Here is a 19,760-nt window from a genome sequence, read left to right as displayed (position 1 = left end):
AATCGTTTTCGTCCGCGCGTGCCTTCTATGAGAGCGACCGTGGCAAGCCGCAGATGAGGCCGCCCGGGATTGCCACGTCGAACGGCGCATACGCGCGAGTGGCCCCTCAAATGATTGCCCCCAATGAAATCGTTATTGCACGCCTTAATTTCAAGATTATGCAATTCGAATAAATTCGGGCGTTGCCAAATCTTGTAATGGAAGTTGTCGATTTATATGCGGAAATGCCATTTATAAAGATAAGAAACCATGTAATTATCGTGCTTGCCGGCCGGCTTCCGTTTTGCGTGATTCCCGGAATGTCTGAAAGACAGGTTTTACACGGGTTCGCGCCACACGGGTCGGCCTTCGCACGGGAAAGCATCGTCGCCCGTCGCGTTCGCCCATGCATGCCGCATATGAGTGCCGCACGAGAATGCGTGAGTGGGCCACAAAAACGTTAAATGAGGAAAAGGGGGCAACGCAATGAATTCACTCGACGAGAAGCGGCCGCTGCTGATCTACGACGGCACGCTTGGCGACCTCTACGGCATCTTTTTCAGAAACCTTGTGCTGCAAATCGTGACGCTCGGTATTTACCGCTTCTGGGCGACCACGAACAACCGCCGATATGTCTGGTCGCGCATGCGGTTTCAGGACGAGCGCTTCGAGTACACGGGCACCGGGGGCGAGCTATTCAAGGGCTTTCTGTTCGCGATCGTGGTCGTGTTCAGCGCGGTGGTCGCGGCTGGCGCGCTAAGCGTGGTCTTGCGCATGCTGACGAAAAGCGCGGCACTCGGTTGGCTGCCTGTCATCGCGTTGTATCTGCTGATCGTCGTGCTCGCGGCGGGTGCCTTTTTCGGCGCGCAGCGCTATCGGCTGAGCCGGACGCAGTGGTGCGGTATTCGCGGCGGCATGACCGGCTCGGCGCTCGGCTTCGGCGTGCGCGCGTTGCTGTACGCGCTGTTGTGCGTTGTCACGCTTGGCCAGATGACGCCGTGGACATCAATGCGTCTAATGGAGTGCCGCATCAACGCGAGCAGCTTCGGTAGCCTGGCGTTTCGCTTCAATGGGCGCGCGTGGGTCGTCTACGGTCTGTTCCTCGTTACGTTCGTCGGCGTGGTCGTGTTGTTCGCGGTGCTGTTCATGGTGTTTCTGAAGGGCGCTCTCGCATCGATGCATGTCGGCCAGGTGCCGGGGGCGAGTACGGCGCCGTCGCGGGCCGCGCTCGGATCGCTGTTTTTGTTTTATGCGCTGTTCTCCATCGGCACGATGCTGATCCGCGGCTTCTATGTCGCCGCGCTGACGCGCCACGTGATGGGCAATACGTCGCTCGGCTCGCAATTGCATTTCGGCAGTAACGTCAGCGTGGCGCGTCTGCTCAGTTTGCAGTGCGGCAACCTTGCGATCATCGTGTTTACGCTCGGCCTTGGGGCGCCAATCGTGCTGCATCGGCTGATGCGGTTTGCCGTCGACACGCTGCAGGTTTCCGGCTACCTCGATCCGCATATGCTGGGGCAAAGCACCGTGGCGGCGCCGCTGACTGGCGAGGGCATGCTGAATCTGCTCGATCATGGTGGCGCCTTCTGAGATTGGACTCGCGTTGAGAGCGCGGCAATGGGCGGGGGGCGCACGATGTGCGGCAAGTAATGGGACACGCGACTCATCTCAGGCGCGAGCGCGAAACGCAGTACGCTCAATGAGTTAGCGCAGTCATGCGCAGGTTGTCCACAAGCTTGTTCCCAAAATCTGTGGACAACAGGGGGAAGCGAAGCGGAGAATTCGCACCTGAAGAATTGTGGAAAGGTACAGCACAAAAGCAAACAGCGGGACTCACCGTCGACCGGTTCATCCCGCTGCTTGTGAATGACGATGTGGGCGGCTTGCCGTGCAGCGCGCACTGCAAGCGTGGCAAACGCTTATCGGTCGAGGAACGACTTCAGACGGTCCGCGCGGCTCGGATGCATGAGCTTGCGCATCGCCTTGCTCTCGATCTGACGGATCCGCTCGCGGGTCACGTCGAACTGCTTGCCCACTTCTTCAAGCGTGTGATCCGACTTCGTGTTGATGCCGTAGCGCATGCGCAGCACCTTCGCTTCGCGCGGGGACAGCGAGTCGAGCGCGTCGTCGATCGCGGCACGCAGGTCGGCCTGCATCGCGGCATCCGCCGGCGACGATACGCCAGCGTCTTCGATCATGTCGCCCAGCGTCGCATCGCCGTCGTCGCCGACCGGCGTTTCGAGCGATACGGGTTGCTTCGCGATCTTCAGAATGCCGCGCACCTTCTCTTCCGATAGTTCCATGCGTTCCGCGAGCACCGCAGGATGCGCTTCCTGGCCGGTCTGCTGCAGGATCTCGCGCGAAATGCGGTTCAGCTTGTTGATCGTTTCGATCATGTGCACCGGCACGCGGATCGTGCGCGCCTGATCGGCGAGCGAACGAGTGACGGCCTGACGGACCCACCACGTCGCGTACGTCGAAAACTTCCAGCCACGACGGTATTCGAACTTGTCCACGGCCTTCATCAGACCGATGTTGCCTTCCTGGATCAGGTCGAGGAACAGCATGCCGCGGTTCACGTACTTCTTCGCGATCGAGATCACGAGACGCAGGTTCGCCTCGATCATCTCGCTCTTGGCCTTGCGCATCTTCGATTCGGCCGCGACCATCTGGCGGTTGATTTCTTTCAGATGCTTGAGCGGCAGCGATACCGTCGCTTCGATGTCGATGAGCTTCTGCTGTTCGGACTGGATGGCCGGCAGGTGACGCTCGAGCGCCGCACCATAGGTCGACGCGCCGGTGCGCGCGGCACGCTCGGTCCAGCCGAGGTCGGCCTCGCTACCCGCGAACGTTTCGATGAACTTCTCGCGCGGCATGCCGGCCTTCGAGACGACGATCTGCAAAATGTTGCGCTCGATCGCGCGCACTTGCGCGACCTGGCGCTGCACGTCGCCGCACAGACGGTCGATCGTGCGTGCGGTGAAGCGGATCTTCGCGAGGTGCTGCTGAATGTCTTCGCGTGCGCGCAGATAGGCCTTCGACGTGACGTCGCCGCGCGCGTGCGACGCGTTCATCTGGTCGTACAGAATGCCGACCTGGGCGAAGATTTCGAGGCAGTCGCTCGTGAGCTGCTTCAGGCGAGCTTCGTCCGCCGCCGACGAATCTTCCGGACCGACGTCGTCGTCTTCTTCGTCTTCGCTGTCTTCGTCGGCGTCGCTGTCTTCATCGGCATCCGTGTCGGCGCTCGCGACTTCTTCCGCGGCGGCCGTCTCTTCATTCAGGCCGTCGACGAGTTCGTCGATGCGCAGCTCGCCGTCGACAACCTGCTGCGCGCTCGCGAGGATCGCGGAGATCGCGAGCGGGCACGCGGCGATCGCTTGCACCATTTCGTGCAGGCCGTCTTCGATGCGCTTCGCAATCGCGATTTCGCCTGCGCGGGTGAGCAGCTCGGTCGCGCCCATTTCGCGCATGTACATACGCACGGGGTCGGTGGTGCGGCCGAACTCGGAGTCGACGGTCGACAGCGCGACTTCGGTTTCCTCGTCCGCCTGGTCGTCCGACACCACGGCGGGGGAATTCGAGTTGAGCAGCAGCGTTTCCGCGTCCGGGGCCTGCTCGTAGACCTGCACGCCCATGTCGCTGAACGCGCTGACGATGCTGTCGATCGCGGCGGTTGCGGTGAAGTTGTCGGGCAGGTGGTCGTTGATCTGCGCATGGGTCAGGTAGCCTTGCTCTTTACCCAGCTGGATCAGTGCGCGCATCAGGCGCTGGCGTTCTTCGGCTTGTTGCGGCAGCAGCTCGGCTGCCACGGGAATCGCTTTGCCGGCGCCCTTGCCTTTGGCCGAACGGCCGGACGGAACTTTGGCAGTGAAGGCGGTGTCGTGTTGCGAATCTTCGCGATCGAAAGGGTTCACGTAATTTCCTCTAGAGGCTTCGCTATGAGACGCAAGACGCTACCGTCAGGCGTTTCGAGCAGGGCTCAGCATCACCTGATGTGACTCAACGCGGTTGTTGGGCTGTGCTCTGGGGAGCAAAAAAGATGAGCCCGCTCGAAGCGGGCCGATGGACATGCGAAATTTTGCGCGGCTCGCATTATATACGAGCTTGGGGGTTCGCGCTCATGGGTGCACATCAAATCATCGTCGCTGTTGTCGCAGGCATTGCGTGAGGCTACGCAGGTGCATAGTCCGTGGCCATGCGCGCGGCCTAACCTAGATAGGGGCGAGTTGCTCCTTGCGCAAGGGGGCTCGATGTCGTTTTCCTGTATATGGAGTCGTATCCTCGCATGCTGTCCCCAAAAGAAATTCGCAGAAGGGTATTGACGTGTTGTTGACCGCTCTCCATAATCTCGCTTCTCTGCTGCAGACGCAGCGACGCAAACGAAGCAGTGCCGGGTAGTGGTGGTTCAGGCGCGGCGGGTTTGGCGGACCGATCTTTAAAAACTAACAGTCGATAAGTGTGGGCGCTTGATGCGGGATGCGGCGGCGGGATTCTCCGGAGTCTGCTGTCAGGCAGAAGTATCAGAAGCCTCACACAGTATTGGAGGAAGGTTTGTCTGTCGAAAGACGGATCAATCATCGTCAGTACGTTGAGTGAGCGACCGGGTTCGAGAGAGCCCGAACACAGTAACAGGTTTGAACTGAAGAGTTTGATCCTGGCTCAGATTGAACGCTGGCGGCATGCCTTACACATGCAAGTCGAACGGCAGCACGGACTTCGGTCTGGTGGCGAGTGGCGAACGGGTGAGTAATACATCGGAACGTGTCCTGGAGTGGGGGATAGCCCGGCGAAAGCCGGATTAATACCGCATACGCTCGGGAGAGGAAAGCGGGGGATCTTTCGGGACCTCGCGCTGCAGGGGCGGCCGATGGCAGATTAGGTAGTTGGTGGGGTAAAGGCCTACCAAGCCGACGATCTGTAGCTGGTCTGAGAGGACGACCAGCCACACTGGGACTGAGACACGGCCCAGACTCCTACGGGAGGCAGCAGTGGGGAATTTTGGACAATGGGCGCAAGCCTGATCCAGCAATGCCGCGTGTGTGAAGAAGGCCTTCGGGTTGTAAAGCACTTTTGTCCGGAAAGAAAACCTCGTGGCTAATATCCGTGAGGGATGACGGTACCGGAAGAATAAGCACCGGCTAACTACGTGCCAGCAGCCGCGGTAATACGTAGGGTGCGAGCGTTAATCGGAATTACTGGGCGTAAAGCGTGCGCAGGCGGTGCTGTAAGACCGATGTGAAATCCCCGGGCTTAACCTGGGAACTGCATTGGTGACTGCAGCGCTGGAGTATGGCAGAGGGGGGTGGAATTCCACGTGTAGCAGTGAAATGCGTAGAGATGTGGAGGAACACCGATGGCGAAGGCAGCCCCCTGGGCCAATACTGACGCTCATGCACGAAAGCGTGGGGAGCAAACAGGATTAGATACCCTGGTAGTCCACGCCCTAAACGATGTCAACTGGTTGTCGGGCCTTCATTGGCTTGGTAACGTAGCTAACGCGTGAAGTTGACCGCCTGGGGAGTACGGTCGCAAGATTAAAACTCAAAGGAATTGACGGGGACCCGCACAAGCGGTGGATGATGTGGATTAATTCGATGCAACGCGAAAAACCTTACCTACCCTTGACATGTATGGAATCCTGCCGAGAGGCGGGAGTGCCCGAAAGGGAGCCATAACACAGGTGCTGCATGGCTGTCGTCAGCTCGTGTCGTGAGATGTTGGGTTAAGTCCCGCAACGAGCGCAACCCTTGTCCCTAGTTGCTACGCAAGAGCACTCCAGGGAGACTGCCGGTGACAAACCGGAGGAAGGTGGGGATGACGTCAAGTCCTCATGGCCCTTATGGGTAGGGCTTCACACGTCATACAATGGTCGGAACAGAGGGTTGCCAAGCCGCGAGGTGGAGCCAATCCCAGAAAACCGATCGTAGTCCGGATCGCACTCTGCAACTCGGGTGCGTGAAGCTGGAATCGCTAGTAATCGCGGATCAGCATGCCGCGGTGAATACGTTCCCGGGTCTTGTACACACCGCCCGTCACACCATGGGAGTGGGTTTTACCAGAAGTGGCTAGTCTAACCGCAAGGAGGACGGTCACCACGGTAGGATTCATGACTGGGGTGAAGTCGTAACAAGGTAGCCGTATCGGAAGGTGCGGCTGGATCACCTCCTTTCCAGAGCTGTGCATTCATTGCACTCAAGTGCTCACGCTTATCGGCTGTGGTTAGAAGCAACGCAGGCAGGCTCAGGGGTCTGTAGCTCAGCCGGTTAGAGCACCGTCTTGATAAGGCGGGGGTCGATGGTTCGAATCCATCCAGACCCACCAGTGTCTTGTCTGGTGAGCTGAAGGGCTGGGGCCGCTGGACTATCTGTGGGACTGGGGGATTAGCTCAGCTGGGAGAGCACCTGCTTTGCAAGCAGGGGGTCGTCGGTTCGATCCCGTCATCCTCCACCAATCCTCAATGCGCAGGGTTCTGCATGAAGGCAGAGCGTTGCGCATTGGCGATTGAGCCAGTCAGAGCGGTATGAGGCACAGGCTTCATACCGGCTGCCGTTCTTTAACAATCAGGAAGAAGTAGTAAAGAGATTCACGAAAGCATACCTGGAGATGGGTGTGTGAGTAGGTGAATCAGGGTTGTGATTGTATCGATGTATTTTAAAGGTGATCGAAAGATTGCTTTGGAATACGGCGCAACACGAATACTCAACCTGTAGCGAGTGCGTCTATCCCCTCCGGGGATGGGGCCCACGTAAGCGCTAAAGCGCTAACGTGGGTCGACACAGAGACACACCCGTTATAGGGTCAAGCGAACAAGTGCATGTGGTGGATGCCTTGGCGATCACAGGCGATGAAGGACGCGGTAGCCTGCGAAAAGCTCCGGGGAGCTGGCAAACGAGCATTGATCCGGAGATGTCCGAATGGGGAAACCCACTCCTAATGGAGTATCCGTAGCTGAATCCATAGGCTGCGTGAGGCGAACGCGGTGAACTGAAACATCTAAGTAACCGCAGGAAAAGAAATCAACCGAGATTCCCAGAGTAGTGGCGAGCGAAATGGGATCAGCCGGTACACGTTATCTGTATTGTTAGTCGAACGCTCTGGAAAGTGCGGCCATAGCAGGTGATAGCCCTGTAGACGAAAACAGCATGGAAGAACTGGGTGTACGAGAAGTAGGGCGGGACACGTGAAATCCTGTCTGAAGATGGGGGGACCATCCTCCAAGGCTAAATACTCGTGATCGACCGATAGTGAACCAGTACCGTGAGGGAAAGGCGAAAAGAACCCCGGGAGGGGAGTGAAACAGATCCTGAAACCGCATGCATACAAACAGTCGGAGCCTCTGCGAAGGGGTGACGGCGTACCTTTTGTATAATGGGTCAGCGACTTACATTCAGTGGCGAGCTTAACCGATTAGGGCAGGCGTAGCGAAAGCGAGTCCGAACAGGGCGTCCAGTCGCTGGGTGTAGACCCGAAACCAGGTGATCTATCCATGGCCAGGTTGAAGGCACGGTAACACGTGCTGGAGGACCGAACCCACTAACGTTGAAAAGTTAGGGGATGAGCTGTGGATAGGGGTGAAAGGCTAAACAAACCTGGAAATAGCTGGTTCTCTCCGAAAACTATTTAGGTAGTGCCTCGTGTCTCACCTTCGGGGGTAGAGCACTGTCATGGTTGTGGGGTCCATTGCGGATTACTACGCCATAGCAAACTCCGAATACCGAAGAGTGCAATCACGGGAGACAGACATCGGGTGCTAACGTCCGGTGTCAAGAGGGAAACAACCCAGACCGCCAGCTAAGGTCCCCAAATATGGCTAAGTGGGAAACGAAGTGGGAAGGCTAAAACAGTCAGGAGGTTGGCTTAGAAGCAGCCACCCTTTAAAGAAAGCGTAATAGCTCACTGATCGAGTCGTCCTGCGCGGAAGATGTAACGGGGCTAAGCCATATACCGAAGCTGCGGATGCACAGTAATGTGCATGGTAGGAGAGCGTTCCGTAAGCCTGCGAAGGTGCACTGGAAAGTGTGCTGGAGGTATCGGAAGTGCGAATGCTGACATGAGTAGCGATAAAGGGGGTGAAAGGCCCCCTCGCCGTAAGCCCAAGGTTTCCTACGCAACGTTCATCGGCGTAGGGTGAGTCGGCCCCTAAGGCGAGGCAGAAATGCGTAGCTGATGGGAAGCAGATTAATATTTCTGCACCATTGTGAAATGCGATGGGGGGACGGATCGCGGAAGGTTGTCCGGGTGTTGGAAGTCCCGGTCCTTGCATTGGAGAAGGCGCTTTGGCAAATCCGGGCGCAGAATTCAAGGGTGCGAGGCGAGCCACTTCGGTGGCGAAGCAACTGGAAGGGGTTCCAGGAAAAGCCTCTAAGCTTCAGTTTCACAGTGACCGTACCGCAAACCGACACAGGTGGGCGAGATGAGTATTCTAAGGCGCTTGAGAGAACTCGGGAGAAGGAACTCGGCAAATTGGTACCGTAACTTCGGGATAAGGTACGCCCTCATAGCCTGACTGGCCTGCGCCAGAAGGGTGAAAGGGTTGCAATAAACTGGTGGCTGCGACTGTTTAATAAAAACACAGCACTCTGCAAACACGAAAGTGGACGTATAGGGTGTGACGCCTGCCCGGTGCCGGAAGATTAAATGATGGGGTGCAAGCTCCTGATTGAAGTCCCGGTAAACGGCGGCCGTAACTATAACGGTCCTAAGGTAGCGAAATTCCTTGTCGGGTAAGTTCCGACCTGCACGAATGGCGTAACGATGGCCACACTGTCTCCTCCCGAGACTCAGCGAAGTTGAAGTGTTTGTGATGATGCAATCTCCCCGCGGCTAGACGGAAAGACCCCATGAACCTTTACTGCAGCTTTGCATTGGACTTTGAACCGGTCTGTGTAGGATAGGTGGGAGGCTATGAAGTTGGGACGCCAGTCTCAATGGAGCCGTCCTTGAAATACCACCCTGATCTGTTTGAGGTTCTAACCTTGGCCCGTGATCCGGGTCGGGGACAGTGCATGGTAGGCAGTTTGACTGGGGCGGTCTCCTCCCAAAGTGTAACGGAGGAGTACGAAGGTACGCTAGGTACGGTCGGAAATCGTGCTGATAGTGCAATGGCATAAGCGTGCTTGACTGTGAGACTGACAAGTCGAACAGGTGCGAAAGCAGGTCATAGTGATCCGGTGGTTCTGTATGGAAGGGCCATCGCTCAACGGATAAAAGGTACTCTGGGGATAACAGGCTGATACCGCCCAAGAGTTCATATCGACGGCGGTGTTTGGCACCTCGATGTCGGCTCATCTCATCCTGGGGCTGTAGCCGGTCCCAAGGGTATGGCTGTTCGCCATTTAAAGAGGTACGTGAGCTGGGTTTAAAACGTCGTGAGACAGTTTGGTCCCTATCTGCCGTGGGCGCTGGATATTTGAAGGGGGCTGCTCCTAGTACGAGAGGACCGGAGTGGACGAACCTCTGGTGTACCGGTTGTCACGCCAGTGGCATCGCCGGGTAGCTATGTTCGGAAGAGATAACCGCTGAAAGCATCTAAGCGGGAAACTCGCCTTAAGATGAGATATCCCCGGGGCTTCGAGCCCCTTGAAGGGTCGTTCAAGACCAGGACGTTGATAGGTCAGGTGTGCACGTACAGTAATGTACTGAGCTAACTGATACTAATTGCCCGTAAGGCTTGATCCTATAACAGGTGTGTCTCGACCCGCGGTAGTGCTTCAGCACTTACGCGGGTCCGATCCCCGAAGGGGATTGGTGTGAACTCCCGCGGGAGCCAACAGAAACGCACGGTTGGGATTCAGTGTTGTGCCAGAAACAACACAACCCCCCACACTCGAATCCTTTACGCTTCTTCCCGATTGGCTGTGGCGCAACCGGTTGACTCCAGCCCTGCGACGCAGCAACCCGTCATGCCTGATGACCATAGCGAGTCGGCCCCACCCCTTCCCATCCCGAACAGGACCGTGAAACGACTCCACGCCGATGATAGTGCGGATTGCCCGTGTGAAAGTAGGTAATCGTCAGGCTCCCCCCCAGTCAGAAACCCCACCCGCCGCGGTGGGGTTTTTGCGTTTACGCGGCCAACTTTGCGCGCTGTATCCGTCAGCGCAAGGTTACGCGTTCTGACATCCAGCGAGCCGTCGCACTGCCGCAGCGGATCTCGCTCACCTCGTCCTGATCTCTTGCAGCGTTGTTGGTCTCGTACTAAATTCCAACTTCTGACGGGTTATGCTGACGGATACTGCGCGCTTCACTACTTTCCGATCCGCAACGCATCCGCGTAACCCGGCGACTTCCGACGCGGTCGTCCAAAATCCGTGTCCTTCTGGCTCGGCCGGTCAGCACCTCCTCCAAACACGCTAAGCCCGCTTACGCGCCGGCGCTCGATCGGATCCCCCTGCGATAAAGCGGTCGAGTCTTTCGCTGGCCTCCGTAATCGCCCAAAGCGGAGCGCGATGCAGCTGCCGATCGTAGCTCGTTGCGATGGATGCAAAGAGCGCGAATCCCGCTTCGTCAAGTTTCCATTCGTTGCGTTCCCGACCTGCGTCGAACATCATCGCCGAGGCGCGGTCCGCGGCGTGGAGCTCTTCGTGGCTCATCGAGCCAAAGCCGGCATCAGCGAGGTAGCTGGTCAACAGCATGATCTGCGTGACCGTCTGCGCATCGCTCTTCGTACCGAGGCCGCGGCGCAGTGCGTCGAGCGACAGATGAACTCGCAACGCGAGATCGTCGGCGATCTGGCGCGCGATGGGCAACAGCATGGCTTTGGCATGCCGCGCGCGGGCGGCGCCAGTGTTGCGGAAAGGAATTGGTTGTGCCATGGAAATCCGAGGGGTTTGCTTGAGCACATGCAATAACGGCGCGCTTCGCAAAAGGTTGAGCCTTCATTGCGTTTTAGCCGCTTCCTTCGACGAAAACGTTTACTGGCGGCCACTTGCGCGCAGATTGCCGGCACGTCGCGGCGTCCGTCGTCGAGCGAATTGGCACCTACATCGCCCGCGATGCGCCGTTCACTCCCCACGAATCCAGCGGCCTATGCTTGCCCACGGAAAGGCGTCGCGCCGCATTGCCACCTCGCGCGCGTCCGGCCATCTACCTCGGCGAAACCCCTCTATCATGACGATTGGAACAACCTCGGCCAGCAAGCCGGAACGGAGCAAGTCCCGCCGGCAAGCGCCATCCAGCTGTCTTCGACCCGAGATGCATCGATGCAGACTCATTCATCCAACGTTGTCTCGACGCCCGCCGATTTGCGGATCGACGGCGCGCGGCTGTGGGACTGTCTCATGCAGCTCGCGCGGATCGGCGCGACCGACAAACGCGGTGTCTGCCGTCCAGCACTGACCGAACTCGACCGTGAGGCACGCGATCAGTTCATCGCGTGGACGAAGGAGATCGGCCGCACGGTGCCGGTCGACGCGATCGGCAATATTTTCGCGCGGCGGACGGGGCTGCGTGACGATCTGCCGCCCATAATGACGGGCAGCCATCTCGACACGCAGCCGACCGGCGGCAAATTCGACGGCAATTATGGTGTGCTGGCAGGGCTGGAGGTGCTGCGCCCGCTGGCCGAGGCCAACGTGCAGACCATCGCGCCGCTCGAGGTTGCCATGTGGACCAACGAGGAGGGCTCGCGATTCTTGTCGGTGATGATGGGCTCCGGCGTGTTCGCCGGCGCATTCACGCTCGAGCACGCGCTAGCGCAACGCGATCGCGACGGCGTAGCGGTGCGCCACGCGCTAGCGGCGATCGGCTATGCCGGCGAGCATCGCAAGTCGCACGCTGTCGGCGCATATTTCGAGGTGCATATCGAACAGGGGTCCGTGCTCGAAGCGCACGACAAGGTCATCGGCGTCGTGCAGGGCGCGCTCGGGCAGCGCTGGTACGACCTGACCGTGCACGGCATGGAAGCGCACGCGGGGCCGATGGCGCTGCGCCGCGACGCGCTGCTCGTCGCCGCGGATCCGATCCATGCGGTGAACCGTATCGCACTCGATCACGCGCCGCATGGGCATAGCACGGTCGGCTGGCTCGACGTGCATTCAAACTCGCACAACGTCATTGCGGGCCGCGTGAAATTCAGCGTCGACCTGCGCGCAGCCGATGACGCATCGCTCACTGCGATGGACCTCGCATGGCGCGCAGCGTGCGCGCAGGCGGGCAGCAATGGGGGCAACGCCGCCATCAACGCCGCCGCCACCCGCGCGAGCAGCAGCTTGGACGCCCCCATCACTATCGACATCGAGCAGGTCGTCTATTTCCCGCCGCAGCGATTCGCCGCGCAATGGATCGCCGAGGTCAGGCAGAGCGCGGAGCGGCTCGGTGTGTCGTCGATGGACGTGATCAGCGGCGCGGGCCACGACGCCGCCTATCTCGCGCGCGGCGCACCCAGCGCGATGATCTTCGTTCCCTGCAAGGACGGCATTAGCCACAACGAAATCGAGGACGCGCGCGCCGATCATCTGGAAGCCGGCTGCAATATGCTGCTGCAGGTGATGCCGAGCGCGGCGTCGAGAACCGGGAGCATGCGCGCATGAAGGTCCTGATCGCACGAATGAACCACGAGACCAACACGTTCTCGCCAGTAGAGACCCCGCTGGTCGCATTCGGCCGCAACGGTCCGAGCTACGGCCGCGCCGCGTTCGACGAAAACAAGGGCATGCAAACCGCGATGGCCGCGTTCATCGACGCCGCCGAGCGCGTGCATGCCGAAATCGTGACGCCGATCTCCGCCATGGCGAATCCGAGCGGGCCGGTCGACGCCGCCGCCTACGATACGATCTGCGACGCGATCGTGGCAGCCGCGACGGGCTGCGACGCGGTGATGCTCGATCTGCACGGCGCGATGGTCGCCGAGAACTCGACCGACGGTGAAGGCGATCTGCTCGGGCGCGTGCGTGCGTCGCTGCCGCACGCGCCGATCGCGGTCGCGCTCGATCTGCATGGCAACGTCACGCAAAAAATGATCGACAACGCCGACGTCATCGTCAGCTTCAAGACCTATCCGCACGTCGACATGTACGAGACTGGCGCACATGCAGCGCGCTTGCTGTTCGACATGATCGAGGGCCACGCGAAGCCGGCGATGCCGCGCGCGCCGCCGAGGCCGACGGCATGCTCGCGGTGTCGGTGCTGGCCGGCTTCTCGCTCGCCGATATCGAAGCGCCATGCATTAGCGTCGTCGTCGTGGGCAATGGCGAGCGCGCGGATGCGGAGGCGGTCGCCGAGCGCATCGCGCGGCAGATCTGGGACGAGCGCGACGATTTCGTCTATCGCAGCGCGCCGCTTGCCGAATCGGTCGCGCGGGCGGCGTCGCTGGCACGCGCCGCCGATAAACCGGTGCTAATGCTCGATCACGGCGACAACTGCATGTCGGGCGGCACGTGCGACACGATGGATTTGCTCGAGGAAGCGTTGAGGCAGGGCCTCGAAGGCATCGTCAGCGGGCCGTTGTGCGATCCGCAGGCGGTCGCGGCCCTGGCGGCCTCGGGTGTCGGTAGCACGGTCACGCTCGCGATCGGCAACAAGCTCACAAACGATGCATTGCCCTCGGGTTCGCCGCTTGCCCTGACCGGCGTCGTGCGCGCGCTGACCGACGGCGAATACTTGATCAGCGGCCCGACCTACACCGGCCAGCGCGCGTACATGGGGCGCGCGGCAGTGCTCGACACCGGCACGGTGAAACTCGTCGTGACCGAACGAACGCATGAGCCGTGGGATCTCGGCGTGTTCGAGAGCGTCGGCATCGATCCGCGCCGCGCGCGTTTTCTGCTGCTCAAATCACGCATGTATTGCCGACCGGTTTTCGTGCCGATCGCGGAGGCACTCGTCGAATGCGATAGCCGCGGCGTCACGAGTTCGGACTATGGTCTGTTCAGCTTCGAGCACGTGAAGCGGCCGGTTTATCCATTGGACCCTCACACCGAATGGACCGCGACGAACTGATCAACATGCATGCGTTTCGATAAGTCGCTGCAAGGGGTTGTGCAGTCCGCATTGAGTCTCTATAATTCGCGCCTCTAAAGGCTCGTAGCTCAGTTGGTTAGAGCACCACCTTGACATGGTGGGGGTCGTTGGTTCGAATCCAATCGAGCCTACCAACGCATCTGTGACGTAGACGAAAGCGGTTCCGCTTTCGTCTACGGTCCTGTCAAATCGATCCAGTCGTTTCCTCAGTTTCGCCGTTCGGCATCACGTCCCCTTCGTTGTTGTTGTCCGCTCGTGGCCCGAAGCTCGTGCACGTTCACGCGCGCGCTCTCGCCGTTGCGTCGTCGTTCGACAATGCGCGGTACAGTTAGACCTTCCGCTTTCGCCGCCGACCCGACTGCCGTTCCCATTGCATCTTCGATCATGCGATGCCGGCAGCATCCAACGGAGCTGACGCAATGAAGAAGCTCATCAACGATGTGTCCACCGTGGTCCCCGAGATGCTCGACGGGCTCATCGCGCTCAATCCCCAACTCTCGCTGTTGCAAGGCGGCACGATCGTCTTGCGCGCCGATGCCCAGGCCATGGCCGCGCGCGGCGAGGTCGCGCTGATCTCGGGCGGCGGCTCGGGCCACGAGCCCGCGTACGGCGGCTATGTGGGCCACGGCATGCTGAGCGCGGCGGTGGCCGGCGAGGTCTTCACCTCGCCCTCCACCGACGCCGTGCTCGACGCGATACGCGCGGTGGCCGGCCCCGCTGGCGCGTTGCTGATCGTCAAGAACTACACGGGCGACCGCTTCAACTTCGGCCTCGCGGCCGAAATCGCGCGCGCCGAGGGCATCCTCGTTGAGATGATGATCGTCGCCGACGACGTCGCGCTGAGCGCGAGCGGCGATCACGCGGGCCGTCGCGGACTCGCGGGCACAGTGTTGGTTCACAAGATCGCGGGCGCGGCGGCCGCGCGCGGTTTGCCGTTGGCCGAGGTCGCGCGGCTCGCTCGGGAAGCGGCCGCGTCGCTCGGCACGATGGGCGTCGCGCTGACGCCGTGCACGGTGCCGGCTGCGGGCAAGCCGGGCTTCGCGCTGGGCGATGGCGAAATCGAATGGGGCCTCGGCATTCATGGCGAACCCGGCGTGGCGCGCGGCGCGCTGGAGCCGGCCGACGCGATCGTCGGCAAGCTGCTTGCAAAGATCGTCGACGATCTCGCGTTGCAGGCGGGCGAGCGCGTCGCGCTGCTCGTCAACAATCTGGGTGGCACGCCGCCGAGCGAACTCAACGTGGTGGCTGGTGCCGCGCTGCGCGAGCTTGCCGGGCGCGGCATCGAAGTCGCGCGCGCGTGGGCCGGCACGTTCCTGAGCGCGCTCGAAATGGCCGGCGTCTCGCTGACGCTGCTGCGTATCGATGACGAACGGCTGAGCCTGCTCGACGCCGCCTCACAGACGAGCGCATGGCCTGCGCTGAGCGGCCGCGTCGCGCAGGTCGCGGTGCGTGCGGCGCCACCCGCGCCGCAAAGCGCGAGCGGCGCGACGCTCGCGCGTGACGCGACGCTGCGGCGCGCGCTCGAAGCGGTCTGCGAGTGCCTGCTGGCAGCCGAGCCGACATTGACCGAAATGGACCAGCGCGTCGGCGACGGCGACCTCGGCATCAGCCTCGCGCGCGGCGCACGCGCGGTGCAGCTCGAGCTCGATTCCTACGCGTGCGCAACCACCCCGGGCGCGGTATTGCGCGGCATGTCGGCGACGCTGCGGCGCGTGGTGGGCGGCACGTCGGGTCCGCTGTACGCGGTGATGCTGCTGCGTGCGGCGGCCGCGCTCGAACAGTCGGGCGGGACCACCGCACGGCAATGGGCGACGGCGTTCAACGCCGGTGTCGATGGGTTGATGGAACTGGGGGGCGCGCGGCCGGGCGATCGGACGATGGTCGATGCGCTGAGGCCCGCTGCCGACGCGCTGCACGACGCACTCGCTCAGGGAGCGTCGACGGATGCCGCATTGCAGGCCACCGTCGATGCGGCATGCGACGGCACGTCTCGTACCGTATCGATGCATCCGCGGCGCGGGCGTTCGAGCTATGTCGGCGAGCGCGCGCTCGGTCATATGGACCCGGGTGCGCATGCGGTCGCGTTGTGGCTCGCGGCGATTCGCGACGCGCTTCCCGGTTAGGCGCAGGCGCACGCGAACGATACGGCGAACGCAAGGGACGAGCGCACTTTCGCAGCAGGGAAAAACTATGCCGCCGTCACGGCCGCAGCAGATCGAATCCCGCGAACGCCACGACGCCGCTCAGTGCGATCAGCGCCACCGAGTGCTGTCCAAGGTACAGCAGCCCGGCAGCGGACCAACACGTGACAGCGAATGCGGCAATACGTTTCATGCTTCCTTCTTCTACGACTCGAACTCAAAAACCGACTCAGAAGCCCAGCGTAACGGCCAGCAGTCCACTGACGACACCGCCCACCACCACTGCACAGGTCACCACCGTCAGCACGCGCCGCGGAAACGACCGCGCGAGCATCGCGAGCGACGGCACGCTGACGAGCGGCAGCGTCATCAGCAGCGCGCCGGCGGGGCCGGCGGCCATGCCGAACGACAGCATCGCCTGAATGATCGGCACTTCACCCGCGGTCGGAATCACGAACAGCGTGCCGGCGATCGACAGCGCGATGATCCACAGCAGGCTGTTGTCGACGTCCGGGCCGATGTGCGGAAACAGCCATGCGCGCGCCGCGCCGAGAATCAGCACGAGCGCGATGTATTCCGGCACGAGCCGCAGCGTCATGCGCCCCAGAATCGTGATCCAGCGCGAGAACGCGGTGCCTGGATCGTCGGCGCTGACCAGTTGCGCGACGGCCTCTCGCGACGCTTGCGCTTCCTGCGGCGTGACCATGCGGTTCACGACGTAGCCAAGGCCGAGCACCATCACGATGCCGAGCGCGAGGCGCAGGCCCATCCACTGCCAGCCGAGCACGAAGCCCATGAAGATCAGCGTAGCGGGATTCAGCGCGGTATTACCGAGCCAAAAAGCAATCGCCGCGCCCGGCGCCGCTTCACGCGCGCGCAGGCCCGCGACGACCGGCGCCGCGCAGCAGGTGCACATCATGCCCGGCAACGACATCAGGCCGCCTTTGACGACGCTGTTGAAGTCGGCACGGCCGAGCGTGCGCGCGACCCATTGCGGTGGAATCAGCGCCTGTACCGCGGAGCCGAGCAGCAGGCCGAGCACCATCGCCTGCCAGATTGCCTTGCCGTAAGCGAGCGCGAAGTCGATCGCGGCCTGCCATGAGGCCCCCGGCGCGCTCGCGGACGTGCCCATCAGGATCGACTTGCCGATCGAATGCTGGCTCGCGGCGACGAACGCGCGGTTGTAGTACGGAAACCACTTCACATAGAAGAGGCCGACGACGGCGATCAGCAGGAACACGATCCAGCCAAGCGTGACGCGGGGTTGCCGAAGGGTTGATTGCATGATGGTTGTTGAGTGTCGTTGTGGATCAACCGACGACTAGCGTGCGGGTATCGAGCTGCGCGAGCAGCGTTTTCGCCTGCTCGACGATGTCGGCGTCGTTCGGGCGGAAATCGAGTTGCAGCGCGCCCGGCAACTGCTCGAAATGCTGGCCGCTGCTGCGCGCGTATGCGGGATCGTAGTGCCGTTCGATCAGTTCGCGCGCGAGCTCGGCGCGCCGGTTCTCGTCGACGAGCCGCAGCCAGCCCGTGACCCGCTCGCGGCTGTGCAGACCGATCAACCGTTCCAGCTGTCCCTTGAAGTAATCGGGATGCTCGAACAGATGCGCGTAATCCTGCAACAGAAACGCCGCGCGGTCCTCGCTGCTCGAGCGCACCTCGACGCACGCGCCGCGATGAAACGTTTCGAGCAGCGCGAGCGGCAGCGTGACGGAGCCGATGCGCCGGCTTTCCGCCTCGACGAACACAGGCCGGTTCACGTCGAAGTCGCGCAGCGCGGTGACGAGCAGCGTGTCGAAACGCTTTTGCGACGGCTGCGCCACGCCCGTATACGCGCCGAGCAGCGAGCCGCGATGCGCGGCGAGCGCCTCGAGGTCGAGCGTCTGCGCGCCGGCCTCATGCAGCGCCGACAGCAGCCGCGTCTTGCCGCTGCCGGTCGGGCCGACGAGCGCGATATAGCTGAAACGGCGCGGCAGGGTTTCGAGCCTCTCCAGCGTGGCGCGCCGGTAGCTCTTGTAGCCGCCGTCGAGTTGCCGCGCCGACCAGCCGATCATGTTGAACAGCGTCGTGACCGAGCCCGAACGCTTGCCGCCGCGCCAGCAGTAGATCAGCGGGCGCCAGTTGCGCGGCCGGTCGGCGAACGTGGTTTCCAGATGATGCGCGATGTTGCGCGCGACCAACGCCGCGCCGAGCCGCGTGCCCTCGAACGGCGACACCTGCGTGTAGGTCGTGCCGACCAGCACGCGTTCCTCGTTGCTCAGCACTGGCGCGTTGGTCGCGCCCGGAATATGGTCTTCCTCGAACTCGAGCGGAGTGCGAACGTCGACGATTTCATCGAAATCGCCGGCTCTGTCGAGGCTGACTAGAAGACTTTTCAAGGGAGTAGGGATAAAACGGACCGCGGGAAGACCGAAATTATCGCATGGGCGGCTCGTTCGGGCCGGTTATATGCGTCCTTCCCGGGGTTCTCCATTGACGTCCTTCGGCCGCCTACCTCAGATGACTTCGACCCGCGCTTGCCCGCTCACCAGCTCGCCGATCACCCGTGCGTCGGCAAAGCCATCGGCGCGGAACAGCGCGAGCACTTCGTCTACCGCTTCGGGCGAGCACGACACTAGCAGCCCGCCCGACGTCTGCGGATCGGTCAACAACGCGCGGCCGGCGGACGGCAAGGTGGCGGGCAGCACCACGTCGTGGCCGTAGGCATCCCAGTTGCGGCCCGATGCGCCGGTGAAAATGCCTGCTTGCGCGAGGCTCGCGACGTTCGGCAGCCACGGCAGGTCCGCGTAGCGCACGCGCGCGGTCAGCTTCGAGCCGCGTGCGAGTTCCAGCGTGTGGCCGAGCAGGCCGAAGCCGGTGATGTCGGTCAGCGCATGCACGCCGTCGAACCGCGCCAGCTCGGCGCCCGGCCGGTTCAGCTTGGTGGTCGCGCCGATCATTGCCGCGTAGCCGGCCTCGTCGAGCCGGTCTTTCTTCAGTGCCGCGGACAGGATCCCGACGCCGAGCGGCTTGCCGAGGATCAGCACGTCGCCGGCCTGGCCGCCCGCGTTGCGCTTGACGCGCTTCGGATCGACGATGCCCAGCGCGACGAGGCCGTAAATCGGCTCGACGGAATCGATCGAATGGCCGCCCGCGAGCGGGATGCCTGCTTCCGCGCAGACCGATTCGCCGCCTTTCAGCACGGCCGCGATCACGTCGTGCGGCAGCACGTTGATCGGCATGCCGACGATCGCGAGTGCCATGAACGGCTTGCCGCCCATCGCGTAGACGTCGGAGATCGCGTTGGTCGCGGCGATGCGGCCGAAGTCGAATGGATCGTCGACGATCGGCATGAAGAAATCGGTGGTCGCGACGATCGCCTGGTCTTCGTTGAGCTTGTAGACGGCGGCGTCGTCGGCGGTGTCGTTGCCGACCAGCAGGTCGGGGAAGAATGGCAGCGGCGCGCTGCGCTTGAGCAGATCGGCGAGCAGGCCGGGCGCGATCTTGCAGCCGCAGCCGCCGCCGTGCGACAGGCTCGTCAGGCGGGGCGACTGGCTTGCTTGGACTTGGGTCATGGGGGCGAGAGTTGGGGTTCGTCGAATGACCGCATTATGAGGGTTGTTTTCACACTGTGCAGCGTCGGCACGGGCGCAAACCGGCTCTATGCCGAACCCGTTTCGAACCCCGTTTTGCCGAGCAAGC

General features: G+C 61.8%; 9 protein-coding genes, 3 tRNA genes, 3 rRNA genes and 1 pseudogene. 10 read left to right on the top strand and 6 right to left on the bottom strand.

Going from position 1 to position 19,760, the window contains the following annotated elements:
• Window positions 1-465 precede the first annotated feature (465 nt).
• Window positions 466-1,569, top strand: a complete 1,104-nt coding sequence (locus tag OKW35_RS48740; RefSeq protein ID WP_429551238.1) for a YjgN family protein — start codon at window positions 466-468, stop codon at window positions 1,567-1,569.
• A 329-nt stretch (window positions 1,570-1,898) separates the two neighbouring features.
• Here OKW35_RS48740 and rpoD read toward each other — a convergent pair whose 3' ends face one another.
• The gene (rpoD, locus tag OKW35_RS48735) at window positions 1,899-3,893 is read right to left on the bottom strand and encodes an RNA polymerase sigma factor RpoD (RefSeq protein ID WP_184040465.1); all 1,995 of its coding nucleotides are present in this window, start codon (window positions 3,891-3,893) and stop codon (window positions 1,899-1,901) included.
• A 722-nt stretch (window positions 3,894-4,615) separates the two neighbouring features.
• On the opposite strand from rpoD, the gene OKW35_RS48730 reads away from it, so the two are divergent.
• The 5 genes from OKW35_RS48730 (at window position 4,616) to rrf (ending at window position 9,998) form a co-directional block, all read left to right on the top strand.
• Window positions 4,616-6,148: ribosomal RNA gene (locus OKW35_RS48730) — 16S ribosomal RNA — on the top strand.
• Between the two features lie 75 nt (window positions 6,149-6,223).
• A tRNA-Ile gene (locus tag OKW35_RS48725) sits at window positions 6,224-6,300 on the top strand.
• Window positions 6,301-6,353: 53 nt separating this feature from the next.
• A tRNA-Ala gene (locus OKW35_RS48720) sits at window positions 6,354-6,429 on the top strand.
• A 346-nt stretch (window positions 6,430-6,775) separates the two neighbouring features.
• A 23S ribosomal RNA gene (locus tag OKW35_RS48715) occupies window positions 6,776-9,657 on the top strand.
• Window positions 9,658-9,884: 227 nt separating this feature from the next.
• Window positions 9,885-9,998: ribosomal RNA gene (rrf, locus tag OKW35_RS48710) — 5S ribosomal RNA — on the top strand.
• Together the 16S, 23S and 5S rRNA genes with 2 tRNA genes alongside form the textbook arrangement of a ribosomal RNA operon.
• Window positions 9,999-10,331: 333 nt before the next feature.
• Here the strand turns inward: rrf and OKW35_RS48705 are convergent.
• A complete protein-coding gene (locus OKW35_RS48705; protein ID WP_184062015.1) occupies window positions 10,332-10,793 on the bottom strand; it encodes a hypothetical protein in 462 nt (153 codons plus the stop codon).
• A 387-nt stretch (window positions 10,794-11,180) separates the two neighbouring features.
• Here OKW35_RS48705 and OKW35_RS48700 point away from each other — a divergent pair, with 387 nt between their 5' ends.
• The 4 genes and pseudogenes from OKW35_RS48700 (at window position 11,181) to dhaL (ending at window position 16,061) form a co-directional block, all read left to right on the top strand.
• Window positions 11,181-12,509 (top strand): Zn-dependent hydrolase, encoded by a 1,329-nt coding sequence (locus OKW35_RS48700; RefSeq protein ID WP_429555870.1) that lies wholly within the window; start codon window positions 11,181-11,183, stop codon window positions 12,507-12,509.
• Window positions 12,506-13,917, top strand: a pseudogene (locus OKW35_RS48695) (M81 family metallopeptidase). Before OKW35_RS48700 ends, OKW35_RS48695 begins: the two are co-directional and overlap by 4 nt.
• 78 nt (window positions 13,918-13,995) lie before the next feature.
• A tRNA-Val gene (locus OKW35_RS48690) sits at window positions 13,996-14,072 on the top strand.
• Between the two features lie 285 nt (window positions 14,073-14,357).
• Window positions 14,358-16,061, top strand: a complete 1,704-nt coding sequence (gene dhaL / locus OKW35_RS48685; protein WP_429555869.1) for a dihydroxyacetone kinase subunit DhaL — start codon at window positions 14,358-14,360, stop codon at window positions 16,059-16,061.
• 76 nt (window positions 16,062-16,137) lie between these two features.
• Here dhaL and OKW35_RS48680 read toward each other — a convergent pair whose 3' ends face one another.
• The 4 genes from OKW35_RS48680 to selD all read right to left on the bottom strand — a co-directional run bounded on the left by OKW35_RS48680 (window position 16,138) and on the right by selD (window position 19,633).
• Window positions 16,138-16,272: a hypothetical protein gene (locus OKW35_RS48680; protein ID WP_143037237.1), complete on the bottom strand. Its 135-nt coding sequence runs from the start codon at window positions 16,270-16,272 to the stop codon at window positions 16,138-16,140.
• Window positions 16,273-16,308: 36 nt separating this feature from the next.
• On the bottom strand, window positions 16,309-17,364 hold the full coding sequence (locus OKW35_RS48675; protein ID WP_184061993.1) for a permease: 1,056 nt from the start codon (window positions 17,362-17,364) through the stop codon (window positions 16,309-16,311).
• Between the two features lie 25 nt (window positions 17,365-17,389).
• Complete coding sequence (mnmH, locus tag OKW35_RS48670; protein WP_429555868.1) at window positions 17,390-18,457, bottom strand: tRNA 2-selenouridine(34) synthase MnmH; 1,068 nt, start codon at window positions 18,455-18,457, stop codon at window positions 17,390-17,392.
• A gap of 117 nt (window positions 18,458-18,574) precedes the next feature.
• Window positions 18,575-19,633: a selenide, water dikinase SelD gene (gene selD, locus OKW35_RS48665; RefSeq protein WP_429555867.1), complete on the bottom strand. Its 1,059-nt coding sequence runs from the start codon at window positions 19,631-19,633 to the stop codon at window positions 18,575-18,577.
• Window positions 19,634-19,760 lie beyond the last annotated feature (127 nt).

Source organism: Paraburkholderia sp. MM5477-R1, from assembly GCF_050436385.1.
In the GTDB taxonomy this organism is placed as follows: domain Bacteria; phylum Pseudomonadota; class Gammaproteobacteria; order Burkholderiales; family Burkholderiaceae; genus Paraburkholderia; species Paraburkholderia tuberum.
This window is presented reverse-complemented; position numbering and strand designations above follow the sequence as displayed.

What these genes read in the sequence shown, in the direction of transcription:
- OKW35_RS48740 (WP_429551238.1), top strand. Translation starts at nt 466, where the DNA reads ATGAATTCACTCGACGAGAAGCGGCCGCTGCTGATCTACGACGGCACG.
- OKW35_RS48705 (WP_184062015.1), bottom strand. Translation starts at nt 10,793, where the DNA reads ATGGCACAACCAATTCCTTTCCGCAACACTGGCGCCGCCCGCGCGCGG.
- OKW35_RS48700 (WP_429555870.1), top strand. Translation starts at nt 11,181, where the DNA reads ATGCAGACTCATTCATCCAACGTTGTCTCGACGCCCGCCGATTTGCGG.
- dhaL (WP_429555869.1), top strand. Translation starts at nt 14,358, where the DNA reads ATGAAGAAGCTCATCAACGATGTGTCCACCGTGGTCCCCGAGATGCTC.
- OKW35_RS48680 (WP_143037237.1), bottom strand. Translation starts at nt 16,272, where the DNA reads ATGAAACGTATTGCCGCATTCGCTGTCACGTGTTGGTCCGCTGCCGGG.
- OKW35_RS48675 (WP_184061993.1), bottom strand. Translation starts at nt 17,364, where the DNA reads ATGCAATCAACCCTTCGGCAACCCCGCGTCACGCTTGGCTGGATCGTG.
- selD (WP_429555867.1), bottom strand. Translation starts at nt 19,633, where the DNA reads ATGACCCAAGTCCAAGCAAGCCAGTCGCCCCGCCTGACGAGCCTGTCG.